Source organism: Paenibacillus sp. 23TSA30-6, from assembly GCF_014858585.1.
In the GTDB taxonomy this organism is placed as follows: Bacteria; Bacillota; Bacilli; order Paenibacillales; family Paenibacillaceae; genus Paenibacillus.
Genome location: NZ_SLTL01000004.1, coordinates 169,351 through 194,498 on the forward strand (window position 1 = coordinate 169,351; position 25,148 = coordinate 194,498).

The following is a 25,148-nucleotide window of genomic DNA, read 5'->3' on the forward strand; positions in this document are numbered from 1 at the left end:
CCTTATTTCTTGTGGCATCAGGCAAAGCCGTGTTTCGCCAAATAATCCAGACTCATAGGAGCTTTCTCCGTTTCCTCCGTCGCCGCTAATCTTCCGTAATTCAAAAGCTGCTCCACATATTTACCTAAAATGTCGCATTCAATATTGACGGTGTCTCCCTCACGTTTGGCCTGCAAGGCCGTCTCAGATAAGGTATGGGGGATGATAGATACGGCAAAGGTATCTCCTGTGCGCTGGGCAACCGTCAAGCTGATGCCGTCGAGTGTAATCGAGCCTTTGAGAAGAATATATTTGAATATTGCCTGATCTGTAGGTGCAACTTCGTATACAATCGCATTCTGGTCTGATGTCACCCGACGAATCGTGCCCGTTCCATCCACATGTCCTTGCACGATATGCCCTCCGAACCTGTTGTTCGCCGCCATAGCCCGTTCCAGATTGACCCGGCTACCGGAGTTCAACTCTTTCAGATTGCTGTTGCGGAAGGTTTCAGGCATCACATCAACCTTAAAATCCTTAGTACCCACCTGTGTTGCGGTCAGACAAACACCATTCACGGAAACACTGTCTCCTATTTTCAAATCGCCCAATACCACAGAACCCGCAATGCCCAGCACCATCGCTTCTCCACTTCTGGAAATCTGCTGAATGCGTCCCACTTCCTCGACCAATCCGGTAAACATGCCTTCACTCCTTCCCATCTAAAGTTCAGTTTATCCCTAATTCATCAGGCGTAAGCGCAAAAACCCCCCAGTCCGGATAATATCCGTCATGGGGGGTGATGAGAGTCGAATTTTCAGTATACAAGCGCAGTCCATATACATCCTGAGACCACATGAATGATAAGTTTGCCAATAGAAAGCATGACTGACCATACAACTAAATACGCTCAGAGCGCGTGCGAAAACGAAAGCTTGTAGAACAAGCAATCTTCCGTTTGCTACCTGCAACGAAATAAGCCGTACGTACCATTACGTATGCTAAAAATCGGCACATGTCATGTCATGCACATGCGCTTCGTATCCTTCTCCCATCCAGACTATACTGTCGGTCCCGGAATTGCACCAGGTCCACCTTCTGCTGATCGCTCAGCATCCGGGTCACGGACTAAGCCGCGCTGTTCATCGCAGAAGCGATTTACAGACACGTCATCACCGCCGGTGGGGAATTGCGCCCCGCCCCGAAGGATCTTGCTTTATTCAATTGAATTAGCATTAAACTTGTTACGTATATTAGCACCGACTTCTAAAAAAAGCAAGTTATCTGATAGACGCTTCTGCTTTTGTTTTGACATATTGGCTGGAAAGCTCTTCAAACCAGGCTCTATCATTCATGTGAAGCGCCAGATCAATCAGATCGGCCAGTTCTTCGATCCCGAGCTGCGTAGCATGATCGAACGTAATGACCGCTGAAGCGGTTGGTCCGCGGCCACCCTCCGTGCATATATCGTAATCCAGCCGTACATCAACATGCCCGTCGATAAACTCGCATTTCAGAAAATAAATAATCTCGCACATTAAAATGGGACGCACCTGCGTTTCCAGCACACAATCCATCACCTTGGCTGAATAGTGCTGGTTCGTCAGCGTAAATTTGTGATCTGTCGCTGCCAGCGAAGTCCGTCCAAAGTCATCCGTAAATTTCAATTCCACTGGCGTGATATTCATGACCTTGGGTATTTGCTTCTTTATAATTTCGATTATCTCAACTGTATTCAGCTTAATCATACCTGCACCTCATTGCATCTTAAAATTCAGAGAAAGCACTAATTCAACATGTTTCACGTAGGCCTCCACTCCTATATCGGAAATCATTACCTGATTTTTTATGCTTCATCCCATAAACGACAAAAAAGATTCTTCGCGCAACAAGCGCAAAGAATCTTGATCGAACCGGTACCGCAACATCTTATAACAATGTTCAAAGTGTATTATGCAAAAAACTGGATTATAGCTCCGAAATTTCATGTTTCTTTTTCAGAATATTCCATCGGCGTTCAATCTCCTGCTCAAAGGTAGCCAGCGTGGCTTCTTCCTTAAGAAGATGTTTTGTTTTGCCCATTAATTTGAGCCATTCTGCGGCTGGAATCCGTTTTCCCTTGTCCTCCGGATTGTACGTAATCGTCGTACTGCCTTGCTCAATCTCGTACAGCGGGAAGAAGCAAGACTCCACAGCAGCTCCCACAATGCTGGTACCCAGTCTATCCTCGGATTTCCAGTTCAGCGGGCAGGCGCACAGGATTTTACCATAGGCGGTCCCCACGTTATTTGCATACCATTGTGCTTTGGCCGCTTTACGCAGCATATCCTGCGGATGGCTCTCGGCTGCCGTGAAGGCATATGGAATATTGCAGGCAGCCATAATTTGCACCGTATCCTTGTGATGCCCCTGCTTGCCTTTTTGCATCTTCCCTACACCTGAGGTGCTCGTCATATGGCCGACCGGAGTCGAGTATGATTGCTGCGACCCTGTATTCATGTACCCCTCGTTATCATATTCCAGCATGATCAGCTTATGATTACGCAGAGCCGCACCAATCGCAGAACCCATACCAATATCCATCCCACCGTCCCCGCTGATCATGATAAAGGTCGGATCGTCCGACATTTCAATTTCATTACGGCGCTTCATTTCCATGTAAGCTTCCAGCGCTCCCGAAAGTGTAGCGGCCCCGTTTTGAAAAAGATTGTGGATCATCGGCTGTTTGTGTGATGTATACGGATAACCTGTCGTGACCACGTATACACAACCGGTCTGGAACAGCACGACGATATCTCCCTCGATACCTTTGAAAAACAGCTCCAGCGCAGACAGCGCTCCACAGCCTGGACACGCCCCATGACCCGGCGTAAGACGGCGTGGTTTGGTCGTCAGCGAACGCAGCGGCGGTACCTTGACCTTGAGCTTCCCGGTCACCTCATCCGGCGTAACCTGAATGAGACCCGTACGGTACGCATCGCCCCGTGGCGGCTGCATAACTTGCGGCATCACCTTGTCCGGTGAACCCAGATTAATTCCGTAATAATCAAAGGGCTTCTCCGCTCGTCCGGCCTCTGCCGCCTCAATCGCAAGCTGGAAGAACGCCTCTGCATCTTCCGCATAAAAATCCTTGCCCCCCAGGCCAAAGATACGGCTCAACACGAGTGTCCGATTCAGCGGGTCCTCCTGTAAGGCCGCCTTGATTTCGTGCGTCAAATTACCGCCATCGGCGCCGTACGAATCCGCACGTTCACCCACCAGCAGCGCCTTGACATGGCACAATGCCTCGCGAAGCTGCTCGGCAGGAAACGGTCGGATGATATTCGGACGTATCACACCAGCTTTAATCCCGCGCGCGCGGAGTTGATCCGCCACATCCTTGGCCGATTCAGCCGCCGAATTCAACAGGAATACCGCGACCTCAGCATCCTCCATATGATACAGATCCAAAATCGGGTATTCCCGACCGGATAAAGCGGCATATTCTGCTGCTACCTGCTCATATACTCCTTCTGACAGCTTCAGTGCTTCGGACAGCTGAACATGATTATTCGTCAGGTCATCGCCGTTCATATGCGCGCCCACGGTAACAGGATGATCAAAATCCGTAATATTCGGATAATTTAAGTTCGGGTTAGGACCTACAAAACCGCGCACGGTCTCAGCATCGGCAAAATATTGCACTTTACGTTTTTGATGGGACGTATAAAAACCGTCATATGCAACCATTACAGGCAGCCGTACATCGCTATGCTCTGCGATTTTTAGTGCCATGATGTTCATATCATACACAGCCTGTGGTGTACTTGCCGTCAAAATGACCCAGCCTGTATTCAAACCATAGTACAGGTCCGAATGATCCCCGCGAATATCCAGGGGACCACTGACAGCTCGTGTCACCAGATTCATAACCATTGGAAAACGAGTACCTGACTGAACAGGTAACTGCTCCAGCATGTACAGGAAACCTTGCGAACTAGTGGCGTTCACAACCCTCGCTCCCGCTGCGGCAGCTCCATAACAAATCCCTGCCGATCCGTGTTCTCCGTCTGCTGCAACCAGCTTAATATTATGCTGACCTCTCGTTCTCATCTGATCCAGATACTGCGCTACCTCGGTAGATGGAGTAATCGGGAAATATCCCATCATATGATAATTGATCTGCGCAGCCGCCGTAGCTGCCATTTCATTACCGGATTCGAACGTTGTCACTTGCGCGGCGCCTGTCTGTTTGAGTTCTTCCTCCAGTTTTGCCATTACGCACGCCCTCCTTCATATACCGGAAATTGGTGGGCAACTCGATTCTGTTCCGCCCATCCCCATTGCTCGCGACGCGAGCTTAATGCCCCCGATGGGCAAATATCTACACATTTCAGACATCCTTTGCAATACTGGTAATCAATCCCTTGCAAAAATGGAATCATTCTTCCGCGTTTGTCTGCTTGCTCTTCCCATACAAAACAGTAATCCGGGCAAATCGAATCACACTTGGCACAATGGGTACATTTATCAGCTTCATATTCAGGCACATACCCCTGACGTGAACCACTAACATCTCTCGTCATGCTGTTCCCCTGAGTCGCAATAACGCCCCCCAATGGCTGCGTTTCGTACCCCAGTAAAGGCTGCGGACGTTCAAAAACCCGATCCTGCGCGTCATCTGTAACCGGATATACGTGCAGTTCCATTTCTTCAAAACCACGGTTAAACGTACGCAAATTAGGCTCCACCAACTGTGGATTTTTCTTTTCAAAAGTACTGCGAATAACCGATCTCATCGCCTCCGGATCTAAAAAATCACAGACGCGGAACAGCGCACCCAGCATGGACGTATTCAGCTTGGTCCGCTCCTCCAGGGCGATGCCCATCGCATCCACCACCGCTAATGTACCGGATACCAGTCCCAAATCAGCCCGTATTTCTTCTGCTGGACGTGTAGAATTAACCACTACAATCCCATCCGCTGGCAGTCCGCTGATGACATTTACCGTTTTGTATAACGTTTCATGGAAAATGCCTACCACATGCGGTTGCTCAATCGGACTGTGATCGCGGATATCCACCCCGGGATCACAAAAACGGACAAAGCTTTTGACCGGGGTTCCCTTCTTTTCCGAACCATATGATGAAAAATTTGAAGCATTCAGCCCCAGACCAAGCACCCCGGTTTCAGCCAGCATTTTACCAGCCAGATTAGCGCCGAGTCCACCAATGGACTCCAGCCGGATTTCAAAAAATCCGAGTCGATTTGTGCTCGTTAAAATAGACAATGTGATAAACCCCCTTCTTTTGCAACCCTTACTAAGCTTGAATACTCATATAAAAAAATGGAAAATGCATTCTTATGAAAAGGCTATCACAACACTTACTTTTCGAATGTGATCTTCTTCACTTTAAGACCTGCGTGAATGCGAAAATCAGCAAACTGTCAAACAAAAGACAACAAAAAGCCGCCCTGTCCAAAGACAGAACGGCTTAGGTGTAACGTTAAGAAAAAGATCATGCATTTAACGGTATATTACGCGTCAAATACTTTAACCTCTTTCATTTTGTCGCCTTGTTTTACAGCATCAATGAATTCCATACCTTTGGTCACTTGACCAAATACAGTATGTACTCCATCCAAATGCGGCTGTGGAGCGTAGCAGATGAAGAATTGGCTTCCGCCTGTGTTACGGCCTGCATGCGCCATGGACAGAACGCCTTTGGCATGCTTCGTTGTGTTCGTAGCTGTTTCGCAGTCGATCGTGTAGCCAGGGCCGCCTGTGCCTGTTCCATTAGGACAACCACCTTGGGCAACAAAGCCTGGAATAACGCGGTGGAAGCTCAAGCCGTTGTAGTAACCGCTGTTTGCCAGCTTTTCAAAGTTAGCAACCGTGTTTGGCGCTTCTTCTGGAAAAAAATCAATTTCGACGATACCGCCGTTTTCAAGATCTATTCTACCTTTTTTCATTGTTTGTAGCTCCTTTTCAACCTGTTTTGAAAGCTAAATAGCATCAAGTTCCAGTTTACTATGAATTGCCGCGCTTAGCAAAGCCTTGTCCAAAAAAAGAGACCATTGTCCCCGGTATATCACTCCGGATGAATGGCCTGTTTCGTCACACGTATTCAAAATCAGGAAGAAACCGTAATCTTGGCGTTGGGATGAACCGATGAACTGGCTTGGTCACGAACCAAACGCTGTGGCACGACATCATTCCGAACGATATCTTCATAGCTTTCCCGGCGTACCACCAGTTCGGCCTCACCATTGTTTACAAATACAACCGCTGGTCGACGTATCCGGTTATAATTACTCGCCATGGAATAATTGTAGGCTCCGGTTGAAGCAACAGCGAGCAAATCCCCGCTGGTCGGACGCGGCAGCTCCACATCCCAAATGAGCATATCGCCGCTTTCACAGCATTTGCCCGCAATGGATACCGTCTCCTCGTTCGCATCGTGCGCCCGGTTAGCCAGCATGGCTTCATACTTCGCCTGATATAGCGCTGGACGCGGATTATCCGTCATTCCGCCGTCAACCGAGACATACTTGCGCACCTGTGGGATATCCTTGAGGCTGCCCACGGTATACAAGGTGGTGCCGGAGTCGCCTACAATGCTCCGTCCCGGTTCAATCCAGATTTCAGGAAGCTCGTCATACAGCCCGGAAAAATGAGTTTTTACCGCTTCGCCGATAGCCTGTACATAGGTGGAAATTTTCAGTGGTGTGTCCTCTTCTGTGTAACGAATGCCAAATCCCCCACCCAGATTAATAACCTTGAAAGAAAACTGAAGCTGTTCCTTGATTTCTCTGGAAAAAGCGGCAACCCGTTCGGCAGCCATTTGGAAGCCGTTCACTTCAAAAATTTGCGATCCGATATGGGAATGTACCCCCAGCAGGTTCAGATGATCTAGCCTGATAGCCTGCTCCACCGCATGGCTTGCTGTACCGTTCGCAATGTCAAAACCGAACTTTGAATCCTCTTGGCCTGTGGCCATATATTCGTGCGTATGTGCTTCAACCCCCGGTGTAACCCGCAATAAAATATTTACCTGCTGTTTCCGCTCGGAGGCAAGGGCCTGAAGCAAATGCAGCTCCATCTCGCTGTCGACCACGAAGCAACCAATTTGCGCATCTAACGCCATTTCAATTTCTTCCGGTGTTTTGTTGTTGCCGTGAAAATGGATTCGCTCTGCCGGAAATCCAGCTTGCAGTGCGGTGAACAGCTCTCCACTGGAAACGACGTCGAGCGACATCCCTTCTTCTGCAGCCAAAGCACACATCGCCATTACGCAAAATGCTTTGCTTGCATAAGCGACTTGAAACTTCAACCCGGTTTCATGAAAAGCTTCTATAAACTCCCGGCAACGCTGGCGTACTAACTGTTCATCTACAATATATAGCGGTGTTCCAAAACGCTCCTTCAGAAGGGTCGTGTCGCATCCGCCAATCTCCAAATGTCCAGTGCTGTTAATTTTACTGCTTCCATGCAAATACATGTTCTGGCGCCTCTCTTTCTGGAACAAGCAAGTCATATTCCATCGAATGTTAACACCAGTATAGCAAAAAAAGCATTAAGAAGAATGGATTTTTATACAGATCATTTATATTAATGTTCCTGCCCGTTGCCAGAGTTCGAATCCGTGTTTGCATCCGTACCCGGCATGCGTGTATTGTCCCGCGTTTTGTTAGATGACGGACGGTTAGTCGAACTCAGTACAGGCATACGGAACAAGATGGAAGCCATCGCCTTGGCATTAAAAGGAATGAACGGCCACAGGTAGGAAGAATTGTATGACCGGTGCAGCGTCAGCATCAAAATGATCAGTGTCGTGCCTACGATAAAACCCGGAACGTGGAAGATAGCCACAGCGATCAGCAAAACCAGCCGGATTAGCCGATTCGCCAATCCCAATTCATAGCTCGGCGTTGCGAACATCCCGATAGCAGCCACAGCCATATACAGCACAACTTCGTTGACGAACAGTCCCGTTTTGACCGCAATATCCCCGACCAAAATGGCGGCGATCAAGCCCATCGCGGAAGCCAGCGGTGTCGGTGTATGGACAGCCGCCATGCGCATGAGATCGACCCCTAGCTCCACAATGATAAACTGGGCGATCAGCGGCAGATGGGCTTCCTTTTGAGGACCGATAAAATCGAGAAACGCCGGTTTTAGTTCGGGATTGATGACCATAAGCAGCCACATCGGAAGCAGGAACATCGAGGCGAAAATACCCAAAAATCGTACCCAACGCAGGTAGCTCCCCATAAAAGCCGTTTGCCGATTCTCTTCCGCATGCTGACACAGGTCAAAAAAGGTGGTGGGTAAGATCATCACGCTGGGTGAGGTATCGACGAAAATAACGAGTCGCCCTTCCATAATATGCGAAGCCACAACATCTGGTCGCTCCGAATACCGCACTAATGGATATGGATTCCAGCCTTTATTAATAATCGTCTCCTCTAATTGCTTATCCGCCAGCGGGATGCCGTCCAGATTAACGTTTTTAATTTTATCGCGTACGGTGTCCACCATGACTTTATCCACGATATCATCAATATAGCCCAAGCATACGTCGGTTCGGGTGCGACGACCGACCTGCATCGCCTCAAATTTAAGCCCGGGGTCCCGCAAGCGGCGGCGAACCAGACCCACATTTGTCAGCATCGTCTCTGTAAAGCCGTCACGGGCACCACGTACGACGCGCTCCAGTGACGGTTCCTCGGGATTGCGTACCGGATAATTACGGGTGTCCAAAATGACCGAAAAGCGCTCACCTTCCATAAAGAAGGCGCTATAGCCTGTCAGCACTTTGTTGATAACAACTGACATTTTATCCGACTTTTCCACCTGAATATGCGGAATATAATTCTCAAAATATGCTTGCAATCCGTCCGTAGATAGCTCATCCGGTGTTAGATAGGTGAGCCGCTTCAGCACTTCAAGCATAATCTGGTCTTTGGCGAAGGTATTCAGAAACAAATATCCGGTATGGCGCCCGCCTAACGTCATTTCCCTGAATACGACATCAAAGGTCTCCCCCAGACCAATCACTGTTTTGAGCGTATCCCGATTATCCTTCATTCTCGGCGAAATATCATCCTCACCCTGCCAATAGCGGACGGATTCCTCTACGTTATCAGAACGCTCACTCTCTTTTTTGTGCTTAAAACGTTCTGACTCCTGTGCCTGCCTTTTTTTCCACGGACTCATTTCTTCCTCCCCAGCAGTGTAACCTTCCCTTCCGATGGCTCCTTCATCCTGATGCTCTTGATCCGGTCTATGCTCCATATCTCTTGCCCCCTTCACTTTCCTTGTTATCGGTTGTATACGAACCAGTCAAAAAACGAACCAGTCATCTTACCCAGCACCATCGCCATCAGCAGGCCAAACATATACACGGTCATATGGAGCCGCTTGGCGAGTATAGGCAAGAGATTCAGCACCTCCGTCAGTGCTGCGGCGAGTAAACCGATAAACACTCCGCAAAACAACCCCGGTATCCACGTAAGTACGCCCGGCAACGGCAAGCATATATTCCAAAAATCGGATACCGTTCCCACCACTGAACCTAAAATCATAGATTTTTCGTATGCTCGTGATTTGTTATAGGTACGGGTAAGCTGTGCAAGCCGAGGAATCATATCCAGCACAATAAAAAGTGCGATCACGCCACCACCCACCGCAACGCCTCCGGCGATGCCTAAAATGATCTGAAGTGCACCCTGTACATACATCATCATCGGCGCTTATCCTTCGTATGCATGCGGGCCATCTTTTCATATTCCTCCGCCACTACGTACTGATCCACATTTTCCTGATACAGATACATTTCCACTTCCAGCGGCGTCGGCTCCTCGTTCCATTTTTTTTTGAATAAATGATTAAAGAACACAATCATGCCGAAGCCAATACCGATCGAATACGCAATCTGGAACAGATATGGATGCTCATCCTTGTGTCCGGTAATCATCTCAACAATCCGAACCTGCACCTCCATCATGCTGACGTCAGCGTGAAAATTCATAATCGTGAGCGCAGAGCCAAAGAACAGAAGCACCCACACCAGAACAAACAATATTCTGGATGGCTTACGCGGTTTCTCCACGATTTCCACAAGCACATGCGGCTTGCCGAGAGATTCCACGACAACACCCGGAATGCGTTCTCTAATTTTCGATATGATTTGCAGCATGTCCACCAGTATCAGATTGCCGTCCTGTTGCTGAGGCCGCTTGAGAACAAGCTCCAGCAGCTCGTTTTCCCATTCGGGATCTGCCAGCAGATGGGCTACATCCCCCAAATGCAAGTCATGCCCCTTTAACATGCGTACACGACTGCGGAGACGTAAATAGACTATGGGAGCCACTGTAGGAGCCGGATTATGAGTCATCCGATCCCCTCCTTATCCTCGTAATTACTGGTTAGTATGAGGCGAAGCCAAGAAACATATTCTGTGCACTTTCTTTTTCTCCACGCAAAAAAGGGTACCCCTGACCATGAACATGGCTTGGGAATACCCTTTTGAATTACGTAGCATAAGGATTTAGCAATCCTCACCGTATTATTGAGCAATCTGATCACGAATCGACTGCAAAATCTTTTTTTCCAGCCGCGATACCTGCACCTGGGAAATACCAAGTCGGCTTGCGACCTCCGATTGAGTCTGATCGCGATAATAACGCAGATATACAATGAGCCTTTCCCGCTCAGTCAGCCCCCCGATAGCCTCATTCAACGCCAGCTTGTCGAACCACCGCTCCTGCGATTCATCTGCAATCTGATCCATAAGCGTAATCGGATCGCCGTCATTTTCGAACACCGTTTCGTGAATCGAGGTTGGCGGCTTGTTAGCCTCTTGGGCAAAAACAACATCTTCTGGTGTAACTCCCAGTTCATCTGCGACTTCCTTGATCGTAGGTAAACGGTTCAGCCGTTTGGACAGCTCGTCCTTCATTTTGCGGACCTTATTGGCCGTCTCCTTGAGGGAGCGGCTAACCTTAAGCGTGCCGTCATCGCGCAGAAAACGTTGAATTTCCCCAATAATCATCGGGACCGCATACGTTGAAAATTTGACTTCATAGCTTAGATCGAATTTGTCCACCGATTTTAACAAACCGATGCAGCCGATCTGAAAAAGATCGTCAGGTTCATATCCCCGGTTCATAAAGCGCTGCACGACAGACCATACGAGCCGGATATTACTATTGACCAGCGTCTCACGGGCATCATTATCACCGGATTGACTCAGTGCAATGAGCCGTTTGACTTCCGCATCCTCCAAATAGCTGTTCGAAGTTTTTTTTCCTCCTGCTTCCATAGGATCAACCCCTAATTATATAAAGCTTTCTTGGATTCAATCCTTTTCTTCATCCGGACCGACGTGCCTCCGCCCGGCTCACTGACTGCTTCAAACTCATCCATGAAATTTTCCATAATGGTAAAACCCATGCCCGAGCGTTCCAGTTCAGGCTTGGAGGTATACAGAGGCTGCTTCGCCAGCTCCAGATCCTCGATCCCTCTTCCTGCATCTTCAATCACCAGTGTAACCACGTCCATTTCAATCCCTACCTTGATCGTCACGACTCCGGACGGATCGCTGTCATAGCCGTGAATAATGCTGTTCGTTACCGCCTCGGACACCACGGTTTTCAGATCACTCAGCTCGTCCATGGTCGGATCAAGCCGGGAAATAAAGGCAGCGACAGCGACGCGGGCAAACGCTTCATTCTCGGATTTGGCGGCAAATTGCAAGCTCATGAAATTGTTTCCCGTACTTTCTCTCATGACACCACCTCCAGTTCCGTGAGCGCATTTCCCTCGTTTTCATATACAGGTATGATTTTAAACAAGCCTGACATATCCAGCAGTCGGTGTACCGGCGGATTGACATCGCAGACAGCCATCTTGCCGCCCTTTTGTTTAATCAGCTTGTAACGTCCCAAGATAACGCCAAGGCCGGAGCTGTCCATAAACTGGAGATTTTTCAGGCTGAGCACGATATGCTCGCATTGGCGACGCTGAATCGCTTCATCCATTTGCATACGGACCATATCCGACGTATGGTGATCAAGCTCACCGGACAGTCTTACAATCAACACCCCCCGGTGATGCTCCATTTCAATTTGCAGGTTCATGCTTACTCACTCTCCTCCCGGTCTTGGACAAGGATTTCTACGCACCCGCAGACGATTCCTGCCCTCCGACAAAACTAGAAGAAAACCCCTTAAAATCTACAAAGAAAACAGGTTCGACATGGTACGTTTAAACAATTTCCACCATCCAGCCTTCTCCACCGCCACGGGTGAGGTTATGTTAAACTCCTTGAGCCGTTTACCATCCTGATAGACAACCAGCTTGCCAACTGGATCACCTGCACGGACAGGAGCTTTCAGACTTGGAGCGAGTTGCAGCTCATGACGTAGCGTATCTTTCGTTCCACCCTTTTTCACCAGCACACTGTAGGAACGATCTGCCTGAATTTTCAGCTCCGGCAGTACTCCCTTCTCGACTTTTACGCTTCCCAGCAGGTCACCCGGCTTGTACACTGATTTCATCGTGTATTGGGAAAATGCATAATCGAACATGGAGGATACTTCATTGTTACGTGTTTTGGTATTCGGTTCGCCAAGTACGACAGCGACTACACGCATACCATCACGCTTGGCCGTAGCGGAAAGGCAAAATTTCGCTTCCCCTGTGTAGCCAGTTTTCAGCCCGTCCGCTCCTGTATAAAAGCGAACCAGCTTATTCGTATTCACCAACCAAAACGGCTTGGCCGAGGATTTGCGTAAATAGTCCTGATACGCTCCTGTATATTTCGTAATTTGGGAATATTTCAACAGTTCACGGCTCATGACCGCAATATCATGCGCAGAAGAATAGTGATTTTTTACTGGCAAACCGTTGCAATTGGCAAAATGGGTATCCTTTAAACCAAGCTGCTGCGCCTTGGCATTCATCAATTCGACAAAAGCCTGCTCAGAGCCCGCAATTTTCTCAGCCATCGCCACGGAAGCATCATTACCGGAAGCCATTGCGACTCCTTTAAGCATCTCATCGACCGTCATTTCTTCTCCCGGCTCCAGAAAAATTTGCGATCCGCCCATCGAAGCCGCATATTCGCTGGCCCGTACTTTGTCGGTCAGCTTGAGTTTGCCATCTTGAATAGCCTCCATCGTCAGCAGCATGGTCATAATTTTAGTAATACTCGCCGGAGGAAGCTTTTCACGGCTATTTTTTTCATAGATGACTGTACCCGTATCCGCATCCATCAGGATCGCCGAGAGAGCCTCGGGAGCAAGCTCAGCCGCAGAACCCTCCTTGGGCTTGCTTTCAGGTTTGCTTTCCTCGGCCCAACCGCCGACGGGGACAGCAGTCAAGGCCACCAGACAAGCCAGGATGAACGCTACCACTTTTTTCTTCACAATCGGTTCCCTCCTCAACATATTGGCGTAAAGCACCGGAGCCCGTTATGTAGTCCTCCAGCCTATTCGCGTGCTGCTAACCATTGTCGTCAGAATGGAAGAAAAATATTCCATACGCCTGAAAACATCAAATAGCACCAAGCTGAGTCAGCATGGTGCGGATTTTCCAAAATTAAACTGTACCCTTTTATTTCAAAAAGATTTTTTATCCGTTTATACAAATTCTCATCTCTAAGCAGACAATATTCTTTTTAGATTACCGCTCTTGACTTGTAGGGCAAATGATCATTTCATTAATAGCTACATCCGAGGGTTGTTCAATCGCAAATGCAATGGAACGAGCAATATTTTCTGCATCAATTGCGCCTTCCTACATTTTTTCAACGACAGGTTTGAAATTCACATCTGTGATTGATTCTGTTAATTCAGTCGTAACCATTCCTGGCGATATAATTGTTGTACGAATATTGTTGGCATACTCCTCTTTACGCAGACCCTCAGAAATCGCACGCACAGCAAACTTGGTACCAACCCGCTCAAGTAAACGCAGTGCTGTATCGCGCACTTCCCGTTCATTTAATATCCCTAGTTCTCTGGGTGCAAACATGATATTTTTTAGTCCGACTTTACACTGTATTAATGCGTATCTTAAATTTCGTTTAAAAAAAGTGGCTGTTTGTATTAAACAGGCATCATAAGTGAAAAGTGACTGCCTTCCACACCTAAGGGTTGGACGAAATATCCGATGTTTTAAATAGCTCAAAACAAAAAAACCGCCATTGCGGCGGTTCTAATTCGACGTTGAATCCTGATTATGTCCGAACTATAACGCTTGCGTGCCCGAGGATCGCTGGGGACGTAAGTTCATGATGATCAAAGATGTGGCAAATACCGTAAGGATGACCCCTAGCAACTGGATTCCCATTACACTGAACGTATCTCCCATGATGATTCCGATTAACAATGACGACAAAATGGTACCGAGGTATCGCGAAGTATTAAAAATACCCGAGGAGACACCAATCATTTCTTTTGGTGTGCTCTTGAACAGGGCAGCCTGCATGCCGACGCTATTCAATCCGTTACTTATACCAAATACAGCCAAGGCGAGGATTACACTGAACATCGGCGAAGCTTCATTCAAGGTGATGATTAATACGGACCCGAATGTCATTAACACTGCAGAAAGGATTAAAGCCAGCCGCGTTCCAGATTTGTCGATCCAGCGTCCTGCGAGAGGAGAACTGATAAGTGAACATAAACCGAGGGTTAGCATAATTATTCCTGTATGAATTTCGTTGAGATGACGTACCTGCTGCAAATAAGACGGTATTCCAAAAAACAGAGCGTAAAAAAGAGTGTTAACCAGCATAAATTGTACATTCACCCAGGTCATTTCGGGATATATAGCAAATGCCCGCAGAGGAATAAAGGGGGATGGTGTTTTCAATTCATGTCGTATAAAAGTTGCTAATGCAATCAAACCGATCCCCCCTACCATAAGGTGCCATGTTGAAAGATGTCCGGTTGATTTGACTGAAAGCAAGCTAATTAGCAGAGTCACCAAAGCGACTGTGAACAAGAGTATGCCCGGCGCATCAATCAGCAGGAGCCATTTCCTGATGGACATGTCACCAGAGGTGGATTTGAATGACTCCTCTTTGGGAATGGTTTTCCAGGCGAAGATAAAGCTTGCGATTACAAATGGAATATTAACAAGGAATATGCTGGGCCAGTCCCACCAATGAATCAATACACCACCAATAAAAGGGCCTACCGCTGCTGCTCCGGATAGGAACATCGCAAGGACAGACAAGGCGACTGCCTGTTTCTCAGTAACATGGATTCTTACAATCGCCATTCCGACGGCTACCATCATGCTTGTGCCGACAGATTGAACGATCCGGAATACGATGAGCCAAGAAAAGCCGGGAGATAACGGAGCTAACATGGAGGAAACGAAGACAACAACCAGACCGATAAGGAATATCTTTCTGCGGCCGAACAGATCACTGCACTTGCCCATGACCGGTTGAGCTACAGCACTCGCAATGTAAAAGGAAAAAATAATCCACGAAACGGTCGTAACATCAAGTTGATACACATGTTGCAGTCTTGCAATGGCTATAGATATCATGGAGGAATTTAACGGATTCAGCATGATTCCCAGGCCGACAGATATCATTAACCATATATTTCGAGCGTTCATTTTGTATATACCCCCTTCTTCTGTGATCATCTTAATGGAATCCTGTTATTTATTCCAACGCATTTTATGTTATGATTTGATGAACTAAAAGGAATAAGAGAGTGGTGCGAAATGGAGCTTCTTCAGCTACGCTATTTTCTGACGTTAGCCCGGTGTGAACATGTTACGGAAGCTGCGGGTAAGTTGTATGTCACTCAATCCTCACTGAGCAAAACGATACAGCGATTGGAGGATGACTTGGGCTCACCGTTATTTGATCGATTGGGCAGAAAGCTGCGGCTAAACGAATTCGGAAGAACATTCCTTCGCCGGACCGAAAAAGCCCTATTCGAATTGGAACAGGGAAAGCAGGAAATTGCTGACCTCTCCAACCCGGATCACGGTACACTCCAATTGGCAGTCACCACAGCAAGCACATTGCCAGGTATCTTGCGGGAATTCCGGAAAAATAAGCCGAACACCCAGTTTCATGTACAAATGGTGAATTTGGAAGACATGTCTACACTTCTCCATCGAGGGGAGATCGATTTTTGCCTGTCCTCTCCTCCGATCCAAGGTGATGATATCGACTGTCAGATCCTATTCGAGGACCCCATCGTAGTAGCGGTGCCTCTTGGTCATCGATATGCGGATCGAAGCAGCATCACATTAGCAGAGCTTAAGGATGAGTGGTTTGTGGGTGTGAAAAAAGGATACGGCATTCGTGATCTGGTGGACTCCAAATGCCAATCAGTCGGGTTTGTACCGAAGTATGTATATGAAGGAGATGAGCCTGCAAGATTAATCGCACTAGTGGAAGCGGAGATTGGGCTTGCCTTTATACCAAGTACAGCAAGAAACCCACAGCAACGCATTGCATATCTTCCGATAGAAGATCAGAGACTTGTGCGGGAGATTGCTTTATTGTCGCAAAAAAACAGATATATCTCGAAAGCAGCTATCGCGTTTCGCAGCGTTGTTATAGACTATTTCGGTGCAATGTCCAAACCAATTGATGAATGACCATCCCGAAGACCCCGCTCTCCATTGTATGTGAGAGCGGGGTCTTTTCTTTTAGGGTATCCGCTATGCCTATTTCCGCCAAAAAGTTGAACAGTTTGCCTTCTCCGTACTATTGAATTCAATCATTCTCTCAGTAATGAGAAATCAACCGGGCCATCCCACCGGATACGCACCAACTCCTTGGTGTGATCATAGCCAGCCTTCACAATTTCATCGAAAAATGCTTAATTCCTGCCTTTTCAGGCGCCACAGCCAAATGATGTTTGGCTACGCTAAATTCAATAATAAATGTCCTATCTACGATCATTATGCAAAGCAGATGAAATCCTTGTAACATGAGCGCATTAAACATCTAAAGGAAGTTTCACAGCAATTACTACCCAAAAATGAAAGAACGTCTATCGTCTACTTGAAAGCGACTTACATTCGGCTGATCGTGAGGTACGTAAGACCTCCACCCGGTAAAATATCCGTTTTATTTTGGCTTAACACCCGTATATCAATAAAAGAATCGGCTTCAAGCTTCAGTTCAATCGATCCACTCAAAGCACTGTAATTGAGCCCGCCAATCACCCGATCATCAAGATAAGCATACGCCGACCCTCCAGTAACCTGTTCATCATTCACATGGAGCGCCAGCCGTGTACGGTTGCCATCCACTTGAGAATCGGTCGAAATATAGGCTTGTATTCTGTACTTCCCTGCTTGTTTGGCCCGCCAACGGTTGCCCGTCGCCTCAAACTCGGTCAGTTCATCATAGCTGATCTGGTTAAAATTCACCTTCTGCCAACTGCCTGCGGGAATATTTTGTCTTGCTCCCAGATAGGCCTTGACAAAGGTTTCATCCAAGTGCTCGATTCCGTTGTTTGAATATTTCTCCACTAGTAGCAAAGCCTGCCCTGTCCCGTTCTTTTTATAATAACGGTTATCCATGTAATTGAAATCCAAATGCGAACGAAGCGTCACCTGCTGCGTGGATGAGTTGCCGGAGAAGGAAACCAGATGCCTCAAATTGCGTGGATATCCACCCACCTCATCTACTAAAATTTTTTTACCAATGACCACATCTACAAAATAATCACATACTGACCAGTAGTTGTCGTCGTTTTTGTCCCTGAATTTGTCCGCGATGGCTAAAATGGAGTCGCGAAGAGCAACATTTTTCGTCTCCTTCGTGGCACCAATTTGAATAAAAGACGGAACCGTCACCCTATGTTCTAAGCTTAGCCCCTCAAACCAGCAGCCTATAAATTCGGCATTCATAAAATCATCAATTCGAATGGGAATATCACTTGAGCTTCCGTCCTTTATGTGCTGGCTGGCAAAAAATCTGGCCCCGTTGGAGCTATTCAGATCGAGCGCTGTATCATTGCCCATGGTTAATAGCCCAAGGGTCGTAAACTGTGAGCTTCGGTTTTCCAGATGAATTCCTCTTTTATTATAGTTAATTTCCGCGTTCTCCAAAAAATCCACATCACTTTCATAACCCCAAAAACCAGTCTCGAAATGCTCGATCAAGACATTATCCAGTACAACTCCCCCGCCCTTCCAGTCCTGAATCCCCAAAGTACCTTTGCCATAATAGCCACGCTTCGCCGCCTGTGAAAACGGATTATTTAATGCGGTTCTTACGGCACCCTCGTACCGGATCGACAAATCGTGGAATTGTACATTTTGAAAGCCACTGAATGTAGGGAGGCTCTCATCCCCAATTTGAAAACATGGACCCGTACCATAGTATTCAATGGAAGTAACCCCCTTACCCTGTCGATATCTGCCCTTATGCGTACCAAAAAAGCGGATACCCTGTTTGCGGATATGCAAGGTAGACGTTATTTTATAGCGACCACTGGGAATGCGAAGCATGCAGTAGTCAGGCGTGCTATCGATCATTTGCTGCAAAGCGGCCGTGTCGTCCTGAACACCGTCACCTGCGGCTCCAAACCAACTGGCATTCACACTACGTTGATTGAATTCTTTATCAACCTTTTTAAAATTTTCTTCCAGTTGCCGTTGGGTCAAGCTTACACCACCCAAACTACTCAAATTCAATTTCAAATGATCTGTATACTGATCCGCCACCCCAACACCTCCACTTTTTGAAAACAACGAAAATTTCTTCTTTCAGACAGGGCTGAAGGATTCTATTCTCTGAATATGGATTGAGTATATGCGAATATATTTTTATTATTGTACAAAATGATACGTTTTGTATAAAATAGATACATATCGTATCTAGGTGGTGAATGTGTGAAGACTGTCCTTACAGTGACCGGTTTACTGGCTTTTTCGATTCCTTATGCCTGTCAGGGCTTGTCTCCCAGAGTGATCGCAATTTCTCTGCTCATCCTGCTGTTTAGCTATCTGATGCTGCTGCCCTCGCTAAAGCCGCTAATTGCAACCTTGGCTGATAATCCGTTGCTGACCTTGCTCATTATGTACATAACTGCCTCCTGTTTATGGGCTGAACAGGAACAGACCTCATCCATGCTGATGGTGCTTAAATTCGTTGCTTTTTCCACCTTTGGACTTTATCTGGTTGCCCATTATACGACGCAAGGCTGCATCCGCCTGTTGGTCATTACGTTAAGTATATTGAGCATACTCAATCTACTGGCGGTATTGCTCATTCCCTCCTTTGCCATTCATGGGGGCGTCGAACATACAGGGCTGTGGAAAGGTATTTCCGGTCATAAAAACACACTGGGAACGCTCTCTCTGCTATGTTTTGTTTCACATGTCATTTATTTTTTCAGGGGAACACGCAAAGCTTTGCATGTTGGCTTTATTTTGCTGAATGCCTTACTGCTCATCAAATGCCAATCCACTACTTCGTTGCTGCTGACTTCTTCCCTGTTCATGTTCATCCTTTTTATATTGCTATTCAAAAGAATCCGAAGTGTTGCGCTGCGTGGTTTCTTCATTAGCAGTTCCTGCCTGCTTGTGCTTTTGGGTCTTGTGTTCGCTTTTAGTTACGGGGATGCGATTGCATCGGAATTCGGCAAGACAACAACCTTGACTGGAAGAACAGAAATCTGGCAGGGAATTGCAGGCGCCATTGAAAGTCACTACTGGTTTGGTCATGGCTACGGTTCCTTCTGGGCAAACCGGCCTAGCATCTATGCCAATGGAATTCGATTTGATCTGACAAGCAGCCACAGCGGATTTCGGGATCTGTGGATCGATATTGGCCTTACGGGACTGTTGGCAACCATTACACTCGTCATAACCACTTTATTTAAATTCAGAATCGGTAAAACCGATATGTATACATGGCTGACAGCAGCCGTATTCTTCTTATTCATCGTGTTAAACAACATTACGGACAGCCGCTTCCTAAATTCTCTGGCCATCTACTGGATCATATTCATCGTTATTGTGATTAAGGTACAGGAACGGCATAGACTATTAATAGCAGAAAAGGCGAACACGACAGTATGCGGCACACCCCCGCCACATTAGGGGCTACCAAATGAATTAGTACGCAAAAAAAGAACCCCGTTTTCCTACGGCCTTAGATGGCGTTCGGAAACGGGGTTCTTGGGATATAACAATCTACATTTGTGGAATGATCGCCAAAACGAGATTTAAAAATTTCTCACGTACCTTCTCTGCTGTATCCATTACTTCATCATGGGACAGGGGCTGATCCAAGATGCCTGCCGCCATATTCGTGATGCAGGAGAAGCCCAGCACCTCAATGCCTGCATGGCGGGCTACGATAACCTCGGACACTGTAGACATTCCCACCGCGTCTGCGCCCAGTGTGCGCAGCATAACGATTTCAGCAGGCGTTTCATAGTTTGGACCCAGCAATCCGGCATATACGCCTTCCTGCAAGCTGAAGCCCTGCTGAGCAGCGGTTTGCTTGGCAATCTCGCGCAAGCGACGGCTGTATGCCTCCGACATGTCAGGGAAGCGAACGCCCAGAGCTGCATCGTTCGGTCCAATCAGCGGATTTTGTCCGGTCAGATTGAGATGATCCGAGATTACCATCAGATCGCCTGCCTCATAAGACGTATTGACACCGCCTGCCGCATTTGTCACCAGCAGACTTTGAATACCCAATTGCTTCATGACCCGAACCGGGAAAGCCGTAAGCTGCGGGCCATAGCCCTCATACATATGGAAGCGGCCCTTCATCATAACTACAGCGCGACCTTCAATGGTACCTAGCAGCAATTCTCCTTCATGACCTTCTACCGTCGATACGGGAAAATGGGGAATATCCTGATAAGGAATACTAATTCCATCCTGAATCAAATCGGCCAGAATGCCGAGACCCGAGCCCAAAATAAGGCCGATTTCCGGACGGACTCCGCTCTTGGCACGGATATAATCTGCTGCTTCCTGAATGGTTGCTTGGTTGGCTGTTGACATCAACATCTCTCCTGTCTTGTACAATCGTTAGTTATAGTTGCTGTGATCGTTATCACTGTGATCATTACTATAATAATGACTATAATCATCACCATTAGTAAATGTCTCGTCACATGTGATCCTTGCCGCTGGACGGACGATTGCCGCCGTGCGGATGATGCTTTTCGTAGACTTCCTTCATACTTCGCTTGGCTGTCTGCGCATAAACCTGCGTCGTGGACAGATCGGCATGGCCCAGCATCTCCTGTACGGAGCGCAAATCCGCTCCGCCCTCCAGCATATGTACCGCAAAAGAATGCCGCAGGGTATGCGGTGTAATATCCTCACTTATGCCTGCTTCCTGACCGTACTTCTTGATCATTTTCCAGAAACCCTGTCTGCTGAGACGCTGACCGGATACATTGAGGAACAAGGCTTCCTGTTTTACCCGAGATTCCCCATCCGATCGCAGCAACAACGCACGCTGCTCGTCCATATACGCTTGTGCCCACTGCGATGCCTCACGGCTGATCGGCACAACACGTTCCTTGCCCGCCTCGCCTCCACAGTGGACGAAACGCAGATCGGTGCGTACATCACGTATGTTCAGGGCGATCAGCTCGGATACTCGAATTCCTGTCGCATACAGCAGTTCCAGCATCGCCTTGTCCCGTCCCCCTTGCGGGGTGGAAACATTCGGCGCTGCCAGCAGACGCTCTATCTCATCCTGCGTGAGCACTGAAGGCTTCTTTTTGTTGGCCTTAGGCAGCTCCAGCAAGACAGACGGGTCATGACCCGTTATCCCCTCCCGAATGAGAAAATGGAAAAAGGAGCGGATAGAGGCTACGCTGCGCGAAATTGTCGCCGCGGCTTTTCCCTGTTCCTTCAAGCGTCCCAAATAAAGCACCAGATGAGAGCGTTGAACATGGTCCGGCTGCTCGATGTCGTAGCTTTCAGCAAACTCGACAAACTTCTGTACGTCCCGATGATACGCTTCCAATGTGCTGAGCGACAAGCCCTTTTCCTCTTCCATATATCGAACAAAAGGTTGAATATACATTTTCATGAGTTCCAAAAGTCTCCTTGTCCTGCATACAACGGTTCAGTCGGATCAGTCTCAGCGTCTACATGGGCTATTCTCCATACCAGTAAAAGAAACGCAGACGCTCCGACACTGCCGTCTTATGCTCGGGTACGTCGGATAATTCCTGCCCGCCGAATACCTTGACTGCATGTCCTTCCGGTATCCGGTAATGATCCACAGGTGTAATCCAATCCCTAAACAACCCGAGGCTATAGTAGAACATACATGCCGAAACCCCGAACAGTATGAACAGACGCAGCCATTTTAGTCCTCTCCGCAACGATAGTACCATGTGAATCAGCCGCCTTTTTTCCAGATTATAGGCCTTGTTAAGGCTCTCTATGGAAGGGTATGACAAGCTGTTCCTTTTTATACCGTTTAATGTCGTATAGCAGATCCCGAACCAAAAAAGCTCCCCCCGAACGCGTCTTCGCCGGTGAGAGCTTGGGTTGTCAGCTTATTGATCCTGAGATTTGTTTTTCTTGGTTTTACCCAAAAATTTCTGGGCGGTCGTATCGTTCTTCGTCTTGCAACGATAACAAATGCCGTGAAAGTCCAAACGGTGGTCCACTACGGTAAAGTTATATTCCCGTTCCAGACGCTCTTCCAGCGGTCCAAGCCAATCCTCCAGTATTTCATCCACACTGCCGCACTGCACACATATCAAATGGTGGTGGTGATGCTTGGTCGTATCGCCGCGCAGGTCATAACGCGCAACGCCATCACCAAAATTGATTTTCTCCACGACGTGCAGTTCACTTAGCAGTTCTAGGGTACGGTATACGGTTGCCAGACCGATTTCGGGAGCTTTCTCTTTAACGAGCATAAATACATCTTCCGCACTCAGATGATCATCTTCGTTCTCAAGTAAAACTCTGACGGTGGCTTCCCGCTGAGGCGTTAGTTTGTAGCCCTGGGATTGCAGCTGCTGCTTAATTTTTTCGATCCGTGCTTCCATGTGTCTCCCTCCCCCTGCAAAAGCTACTGCCCACTGCACTTTTTTTCACTCCTATTATTATAGGGGGTCTATACAAATAAAGTCAAACATTTTGAAACGGGGTCAGGGAGACACGGAGGCAGTCAGCATGGGAGTAACCCACTGCATCATGACTGGAGTGACCCAAGTTTCAAAGGACGCGCTACCAACGAGGAGCAACATCATTGCAGCGGTCAGCCCTGCGTAGGACAGCAACGGACGAAGCATGCCTACAGATGGCCGTGTAGCGAGTATTTTAGTTTTGATCATATGAATGGAAAAGGTCATCGCAGCCACACTGCACACGAGCAGCACCGGAATGACGATTAAATTGTGAGGAGCCACGGAGACGAGGGAAAATAACAGCCCTTTCCACGAATATTGCCCTACCAGATAGCCTACGGAAAATCCGATCAACACACCTTTGAGGAAATTCAGTACGAGAATGCCAGGAAGACCGATGACCGAAAGACCGCATACCCAGATTAAACCGACCCATTTTAGATGTAGAGACACACTATCCCAAAAGGTTGAGGTTGCTTGCAAACCAGCAAAACCCTGCTCATTTTGATTGACCGTCACAAAAAAATCCTTCAGGTAACGCGACAAATCCTGTAGCTGCTCCAGCGAGAGCGCGTTCACCATCAGTGCACCAAAAACGACTCCCACCAGAAACAGCACGGCCAAAAAAACATAATAAGGCGTCTGATCCTTTAACGTATGACGAAACCATTGCATCGACGTCCTGCCCCTTTCATCTGCTTGTTTGTCCAAAAAACAACCGTAATCCGACGGCTGATGGCTAGGGTTCGGGGCAGCTTGCGCTGCAAAAGAAGATTCACGAGTGAGTGCCAAGCCAACGGCATAGATATTTAATGGTTATGAACAAGCAGACCCCGATATGACTCTAATAGGACATGACTTACTATGGCCTAGCTATTTTGCCATATGTTCCGCCACCACCAGATACGAGAGAAAGTCGTCCCTCCCGGGAAAGGACAATTTGCTCTGCCAACGCGTCTCCGACAACCACCGCCAGTTCTTCCTGTGCGACTTCATGTAAAATATTCATTTCTGTTCCGAACGCATTCAGCAGATGGTTCAGCTTGGCTTTGCCCAGACCGGGGATAAATTCCAGCGGAATCTGGTAAATGTATGGCGGCCGATGTGATGGAATCACGGGCTGCTCACGATCGGCAATACTCCATATCCGATCCAGTACGCCCCGCACCAGCTTGGTTTGACCACAGGCAGGACAGCGTTCATCCGCCATCTGCTGCTCGTCCATAATCGTACCGCAGCTTTGACAGTAGGAACGATGGTACTTGCCCAGCTTTGGATTTAATCCGTAGTTGGCAGACACCCGTCGTCCTTCCTGACGCTCCAAAGCCATTCGGAATTCATCAAAGCACGGCCTTGCCATGGTTAATTTGTTGTACTCCCGTCCAATTTTGCCGAGCGAATGGGCATCGGAATTGGTCAGGAAGCTGAAACGATCCAGCTCCGAGATCAATCCGGCCATAGACGAATCCGCACTTAACCCCAGCTCCACTCCGCTAATGAGCTGCATATCCAGCAGTTCCTCCATACGGGCCGCAGAACTTCCGTATATGCCCTTATGAGGGGTGAACACATGCGCTGGCACCATAATGCCTCCACGGCCGTAAATTTGCTGCTGTAGCTCGCGTGGCGGGGCATAGATACGCTGCGAGCTGAGATTGACATTTTTCATGTGCCGAGCTATCCATTGCGTAAAATCCTCCATCGCCGCCAAATGGGGAAAATAGGCGAGAATGTGCGCCTCGGGACGACCTTCCGCCCGAATTTCCAGCTCCGTTCCCAGCAGCACAACCGTATCCCGGTACGCGATACCACCACCGCTGATTTCCGTCATTTCACCCGTATGCAAATAAGCGTGGATATCCTCTTGCACGTTCGGTGCGTGGCAGTCAATGATCCCGATCAGTCCAATGCCCTTGCGACCGGATGATTCCTTGGCAATGTTGGCAAAGGTCAGATCGCGACTGCCACTGATTTTGACCGGAGCTCCCTTTTCCGTTCTGCCGATATGAATATGGAGATCAGCATAGTAATCTGTAAGTTCAACCGTATTTTCGTTCATACC

Annotated in this window: 23 protein-coding genes, 2 pseudogenes and 1 riboswitch; of the genes and pseudogenes, 2 read left to right on the forward strand and 23 right to left on the reverse strand. The window is 47.9% G+C overall.

Translation table 11 applies throughout. The features are described from left to right. Positions 1 to 17: 17 nt before the first annotated feature. The 15 genes and pseudogenes from ribE to E0698_RS05430 form a co-directional block, all read right to left on the reverse strand. Positions 18 to 683 carry a riboflavin synthase gene (ribE, locus tag E0698_RS05360; RefSeq protein ID WP_192510847.1) on the reverse strand — a complete coding sequence of 222 codons (666 nt, stop codon included), beginning with the start codon at positions 681 to 683 and terminating at the stop codon, positions 18 to 20. Positions 684 to 1,018: 335 nt separating this feature from the next. Beyond that, positions 1,019 to 1,192: riboswitch (FMN riboswitch) on the reverse strand. A gap of 67 nt (positions 1,193 to 1,259) precedes the next feature. Then, positions 1,260 to 1,727: an IDEAL domain-containing protein gene (locus E0698_RS05365; protein WP_134913797.1), complete on the reverse strand. Its 468-nt coding sequence runs from the start codon at positions 1,725 to 1,727 to the stop codon at positions 1,260 to 1,262. A 220-nt stretch (positions 1,728 to 1,947) separates the two neighbouring features. Next, entirely contained in the window at positions 1,948 to 4,236 is a 2,289-nt protein-coding gene (locus E0698_RS05370) for a thiamine pyrophosphate-dependent enzyme (protein ID WP_192510848.1), read from the reverse strand. Then, positions 4,236 to 5,249, reverse strand: a complete 1,014-nt coding sequence (locus E0698_RS05375) for a 2-oxoacid:acceptor oxidoreductase family protein (RefSeq protein WP_134913793.1) — start codon at positions 5,247 to 5,249, stop codon at positions 4,236 to 4,238. The genes E0698_RS05370 and E0698_RS05375 overlap by 1 nt, the downstream gene beginning before the upstream one ends. A 248-nt stretch (positions 5,250 to 5,497) precedes the next feature. Beyond that, entirely contained in the window at positions 5,498 to 5,932 is a 435-nt protein-coding gene (locus tag E0698_RS05380; RefSeq protein WP_014282150.1) for a peptidylprolyl isomerase, read from the reverse strand. A 161-nt stretch (positions 5,933 to 6,093) separates the two neighbouring features. Next, positions 6,094 to 7,461, reverse strand: a complete 1,368-nt coding sequence (lysA, locus tag E0698_RS05385; RefSeq protein WP_134913791.1) for a diaminopimelate decarboxylase — start codon at positions 7,459 to 7,461, stop codon at positions 6,094 to 6,096. A 110-nt stretch (positions 7,462 to 7,571) separates the two neighbouring features. Next, complete coding sequence (locus E0698_RS05390; RefSeq protein ID WP_192510849.1) at positions 7,572 to 9,257, reverse strand: spore germination protein; 1,686 nt, start codon at positions 9,255 to 9,257, stop codon at positions 7,572 to 7,574. A gap of 26 nt (positions 9,258 to 9,283) precedes the next feature. Continuing rightward, on the reverse strand, positions 9,284 to 9,706 hold the full coding sequence (locus E0698_RS05395) for a stage V sporulation protein AB (RefSeq protein ID WP_134914619.1): 423 nt from the start codon (positions 9,704 to 9,706) through the stop codon (positions 9,284 to 9,286). Continuing rightward, positions 9,706 to 10,359: a stage V sporulation protein AA gene (locus E0698_RS05400; protein WP_134913787.1), complete on the reverse strand. Its 654-nt coding sequence runs from the start codon at positions 10,357 to 10,359 to the stop codon at positions 9,706 to 9,708. Before E0698_RS05400 ends, E0698_RS05395 begins: the two co-directional genes overlap by 1 nt. Before the next feature lie 171 nt (positions 10,360 to 10,530). Next, positions 10,531 to 11,286 (reverse strand): RNA polymerase sporulation sigma factor SigF, encoded by a 756-nt coding sequence (gene sigF / locus E0698_RS05405; protein ID WP_014282155.1) that lies wholly within the window; start codon positions 11,284 to 11,286, stop codon positions 10,531 to 10,533. A gap of 11 nt (positions 11,287 to 11,297) precedes the next feature. Continuing rightward, positions 11,298 to 11,753: an anti-sigma F factor gene (gene spoIIAB, locus E0698_RS05410; RefSeq protein WP_134913783.1), complete on the reverse strand. Its 456-nt coding sequence runs from the start codon at positions 11,751 to 11,753 to the stop codon at positions 11,298 to 11,300. Then, a complete protein-coding gene (gene spoIIAA / locus E0698_RS05415) occupies positions 11,750 to 12,103 on the reverse strand; it encodes an anti-sigma F factor antagonist (protein ID WP_192510850.1) in 354 nt (117 codons plus the stop codon). The genes spoIIAB and spoIIAA overlap by 4 nt, the downstream gene beginning before the upstream one ends. Positions 12,104 to 12,199: 96 nt before the next feature. Beyond that, entirely contained in the window at positions 12,200 to 13,393 is a 1,194-nt protein-coding gene (locus E0698_RS05420; RefSeq protein WP_192510851.1) for a serine hydrolase, read from the reverse strand. Between the two features lie 256 nt (positions 13,394 to 13,649). Beyond that, positions 13,650 to 13,922 (reverse strand): annotated as a pseudogene (locus E0698_RS27600) (SDR family oxidoreductase); the annotation flags it as partial. A 294-nt stretch (positions 13,923 to 14,216) separates the two neighbouring features. Beyond that, positions 14,217 to 15,602 carry an MFS transporter gene (locus E0698_RS05430; RefSeq protein ID WP_192510853.1) on the reverse strand — a complete coding sequence of 462 codons (1,386 nt, stop codon included), beginning with the start codon at positions 15,600 to 15,602 and terminating at the stop codon, positions 14,217 to 14,219. Positions 15,603 to 15,713: 111 nt separating this feature from the next. On the opposite strand from E0698_RS05430, the gene E0698_RS05435 reads away from it, so the two are divergent. Next, on the forward strand, positions 15,714 to 16,604 hold the full coding sequence (locus tag E0698_RS05435) for a LysR family transcriptional regulator (protein ID WP_192510854.1): 891 nt from the start codon (positions 15,714 to 15,716) through the stop codon (positions 16,602 to 16,604). A 69-nt stretch (positions 16,605 to 16,673) separates the two neighbouring features. Here E0698_RS05435 and E0698_RS26625 read toward each other — a convergent pair. Together E0698_RS26625 and E0698_RS05440 are read right to left on the reverse strand one after the other, a co-directional pair. Then, a pseudogene (locus tag E0698_RS26625) lies at positions 16,674 to 16,896 on the reverse strand (DUF1801 domain-containing protein); the annotation flags it as partial. 128 nt (positions 16,897 to 17,024) lie between these two features. Further along, entirely contained in the window at positions 17,025 to 18,686 is a 1,662-nt protein-coding gene (locus tag E0698_RS05440; RefSeq protein WP_192510855.1) for a glycosyl hydrolase family 28-related protein, read from the reverse strand. Positions 18,687 to 18,854: 168 nt separating this feature from the next. Here E0698_RS05440 and E0698_RS05445 point away from each other — a divergent pair, with 168 nt between their 5' ends. Further along, the gene (locus E0698_RS05445) at positions 18,855 to 20,066 is read left to right on the forward strand and encodes an O-antigen ligase family protein (RefSeq protein ID WP_192510856.1); all 1,212 of its coding nucleotides are present in this window, start codon (positions 18,855 to 18,857) and stop codon (positions 20,064 to 20,066) included. A gap of 93 nt (positions 20,067 to 20,159) precedes the next feature. On the opposite strand, the gene E0698_RS05450 is transcribed toward E0698_RS05445, so the two are convergent. The 6 genes from E0698_RS05450 to E0698_RS05475 form a co-directional block, all read right to left on the reverse strand. After that, positions 20,160 to 20,984: a purine-nucleoside phosphorylase gene (locus E0698_RS05450; protein WP_192510857.1), complete on the reverse strand. Its 825-nt coding sequence runs from the start codon at positions 20,982 to 20,984 to the stop codon at positions 20,160 to 20,162. 109 nt (positions 20,985 to 21,093) lie between these two features. Continuing rightward, the gene (gene xerD / locus E0698_RS05455; protein WP_192510858.1) at positions 21,094 to 22,029 is read right to left on the reverse strand and encodes a site-specific tyrosine recombinase XerD; all 936 of its coding nucleotides are present in this window, start codon (positions 22,027 to 22,029) and stop codon (positions 21,094 to 21,096) included. A gap of 67 nt (positions 22,030 to 22,096) precedes the next feature. Then, complete coding sequence (locus tag E0698_RS05460; protein ID WP_192510859.1) at positions 22,097 to 22,339, reverse strand: YqzK family protein; 243 nt, start codon at positions 22,337 to 22,339, stop codon at positions 22,097 to 22,099. Between the two features lie 165 nt (positions 22,340 to 22,504). Then, entirely contained in the window at positions 22,505 to 23,005 is a 501-nt protein-coding gene (gene fur, locus E0698_RS05465; RefSeq protein WP_134913775.1) for a ferric iron uptake transcriptional regulator, read from the reverse strand. Between the two features lie 102 nt (positions 23,006 to 23,107). After that, positions 23,108 to 23,761, reverse strand: a complete 654-nt coding sequence (spoIIM, locus tag E0698_RS05470; RefSeq protein ID WP_134913773.1) for a stage II sporulation protein M — start codon at positions 23,759 to 23,761, stop codon at positions 23,108 to 23,110. Positions 23,762 to 23,948: 187 nt separating this feature from the next. Beyond that, the gene (locus tag E0698_RS05475) at positions 23,949 to 25,145 is read right to left on the reverse strand and encodes an endonuclease Q family protein (RefSeq protein WP_192510860.1); all 1,197 of its coding nucleotides are present in this window, start codon (positions 25,143 to 25,145) and stop codon (positions 23,949 to 23,951) included. Positions 25,146 to 25,148: the final 3 nt, after the last annotated feature.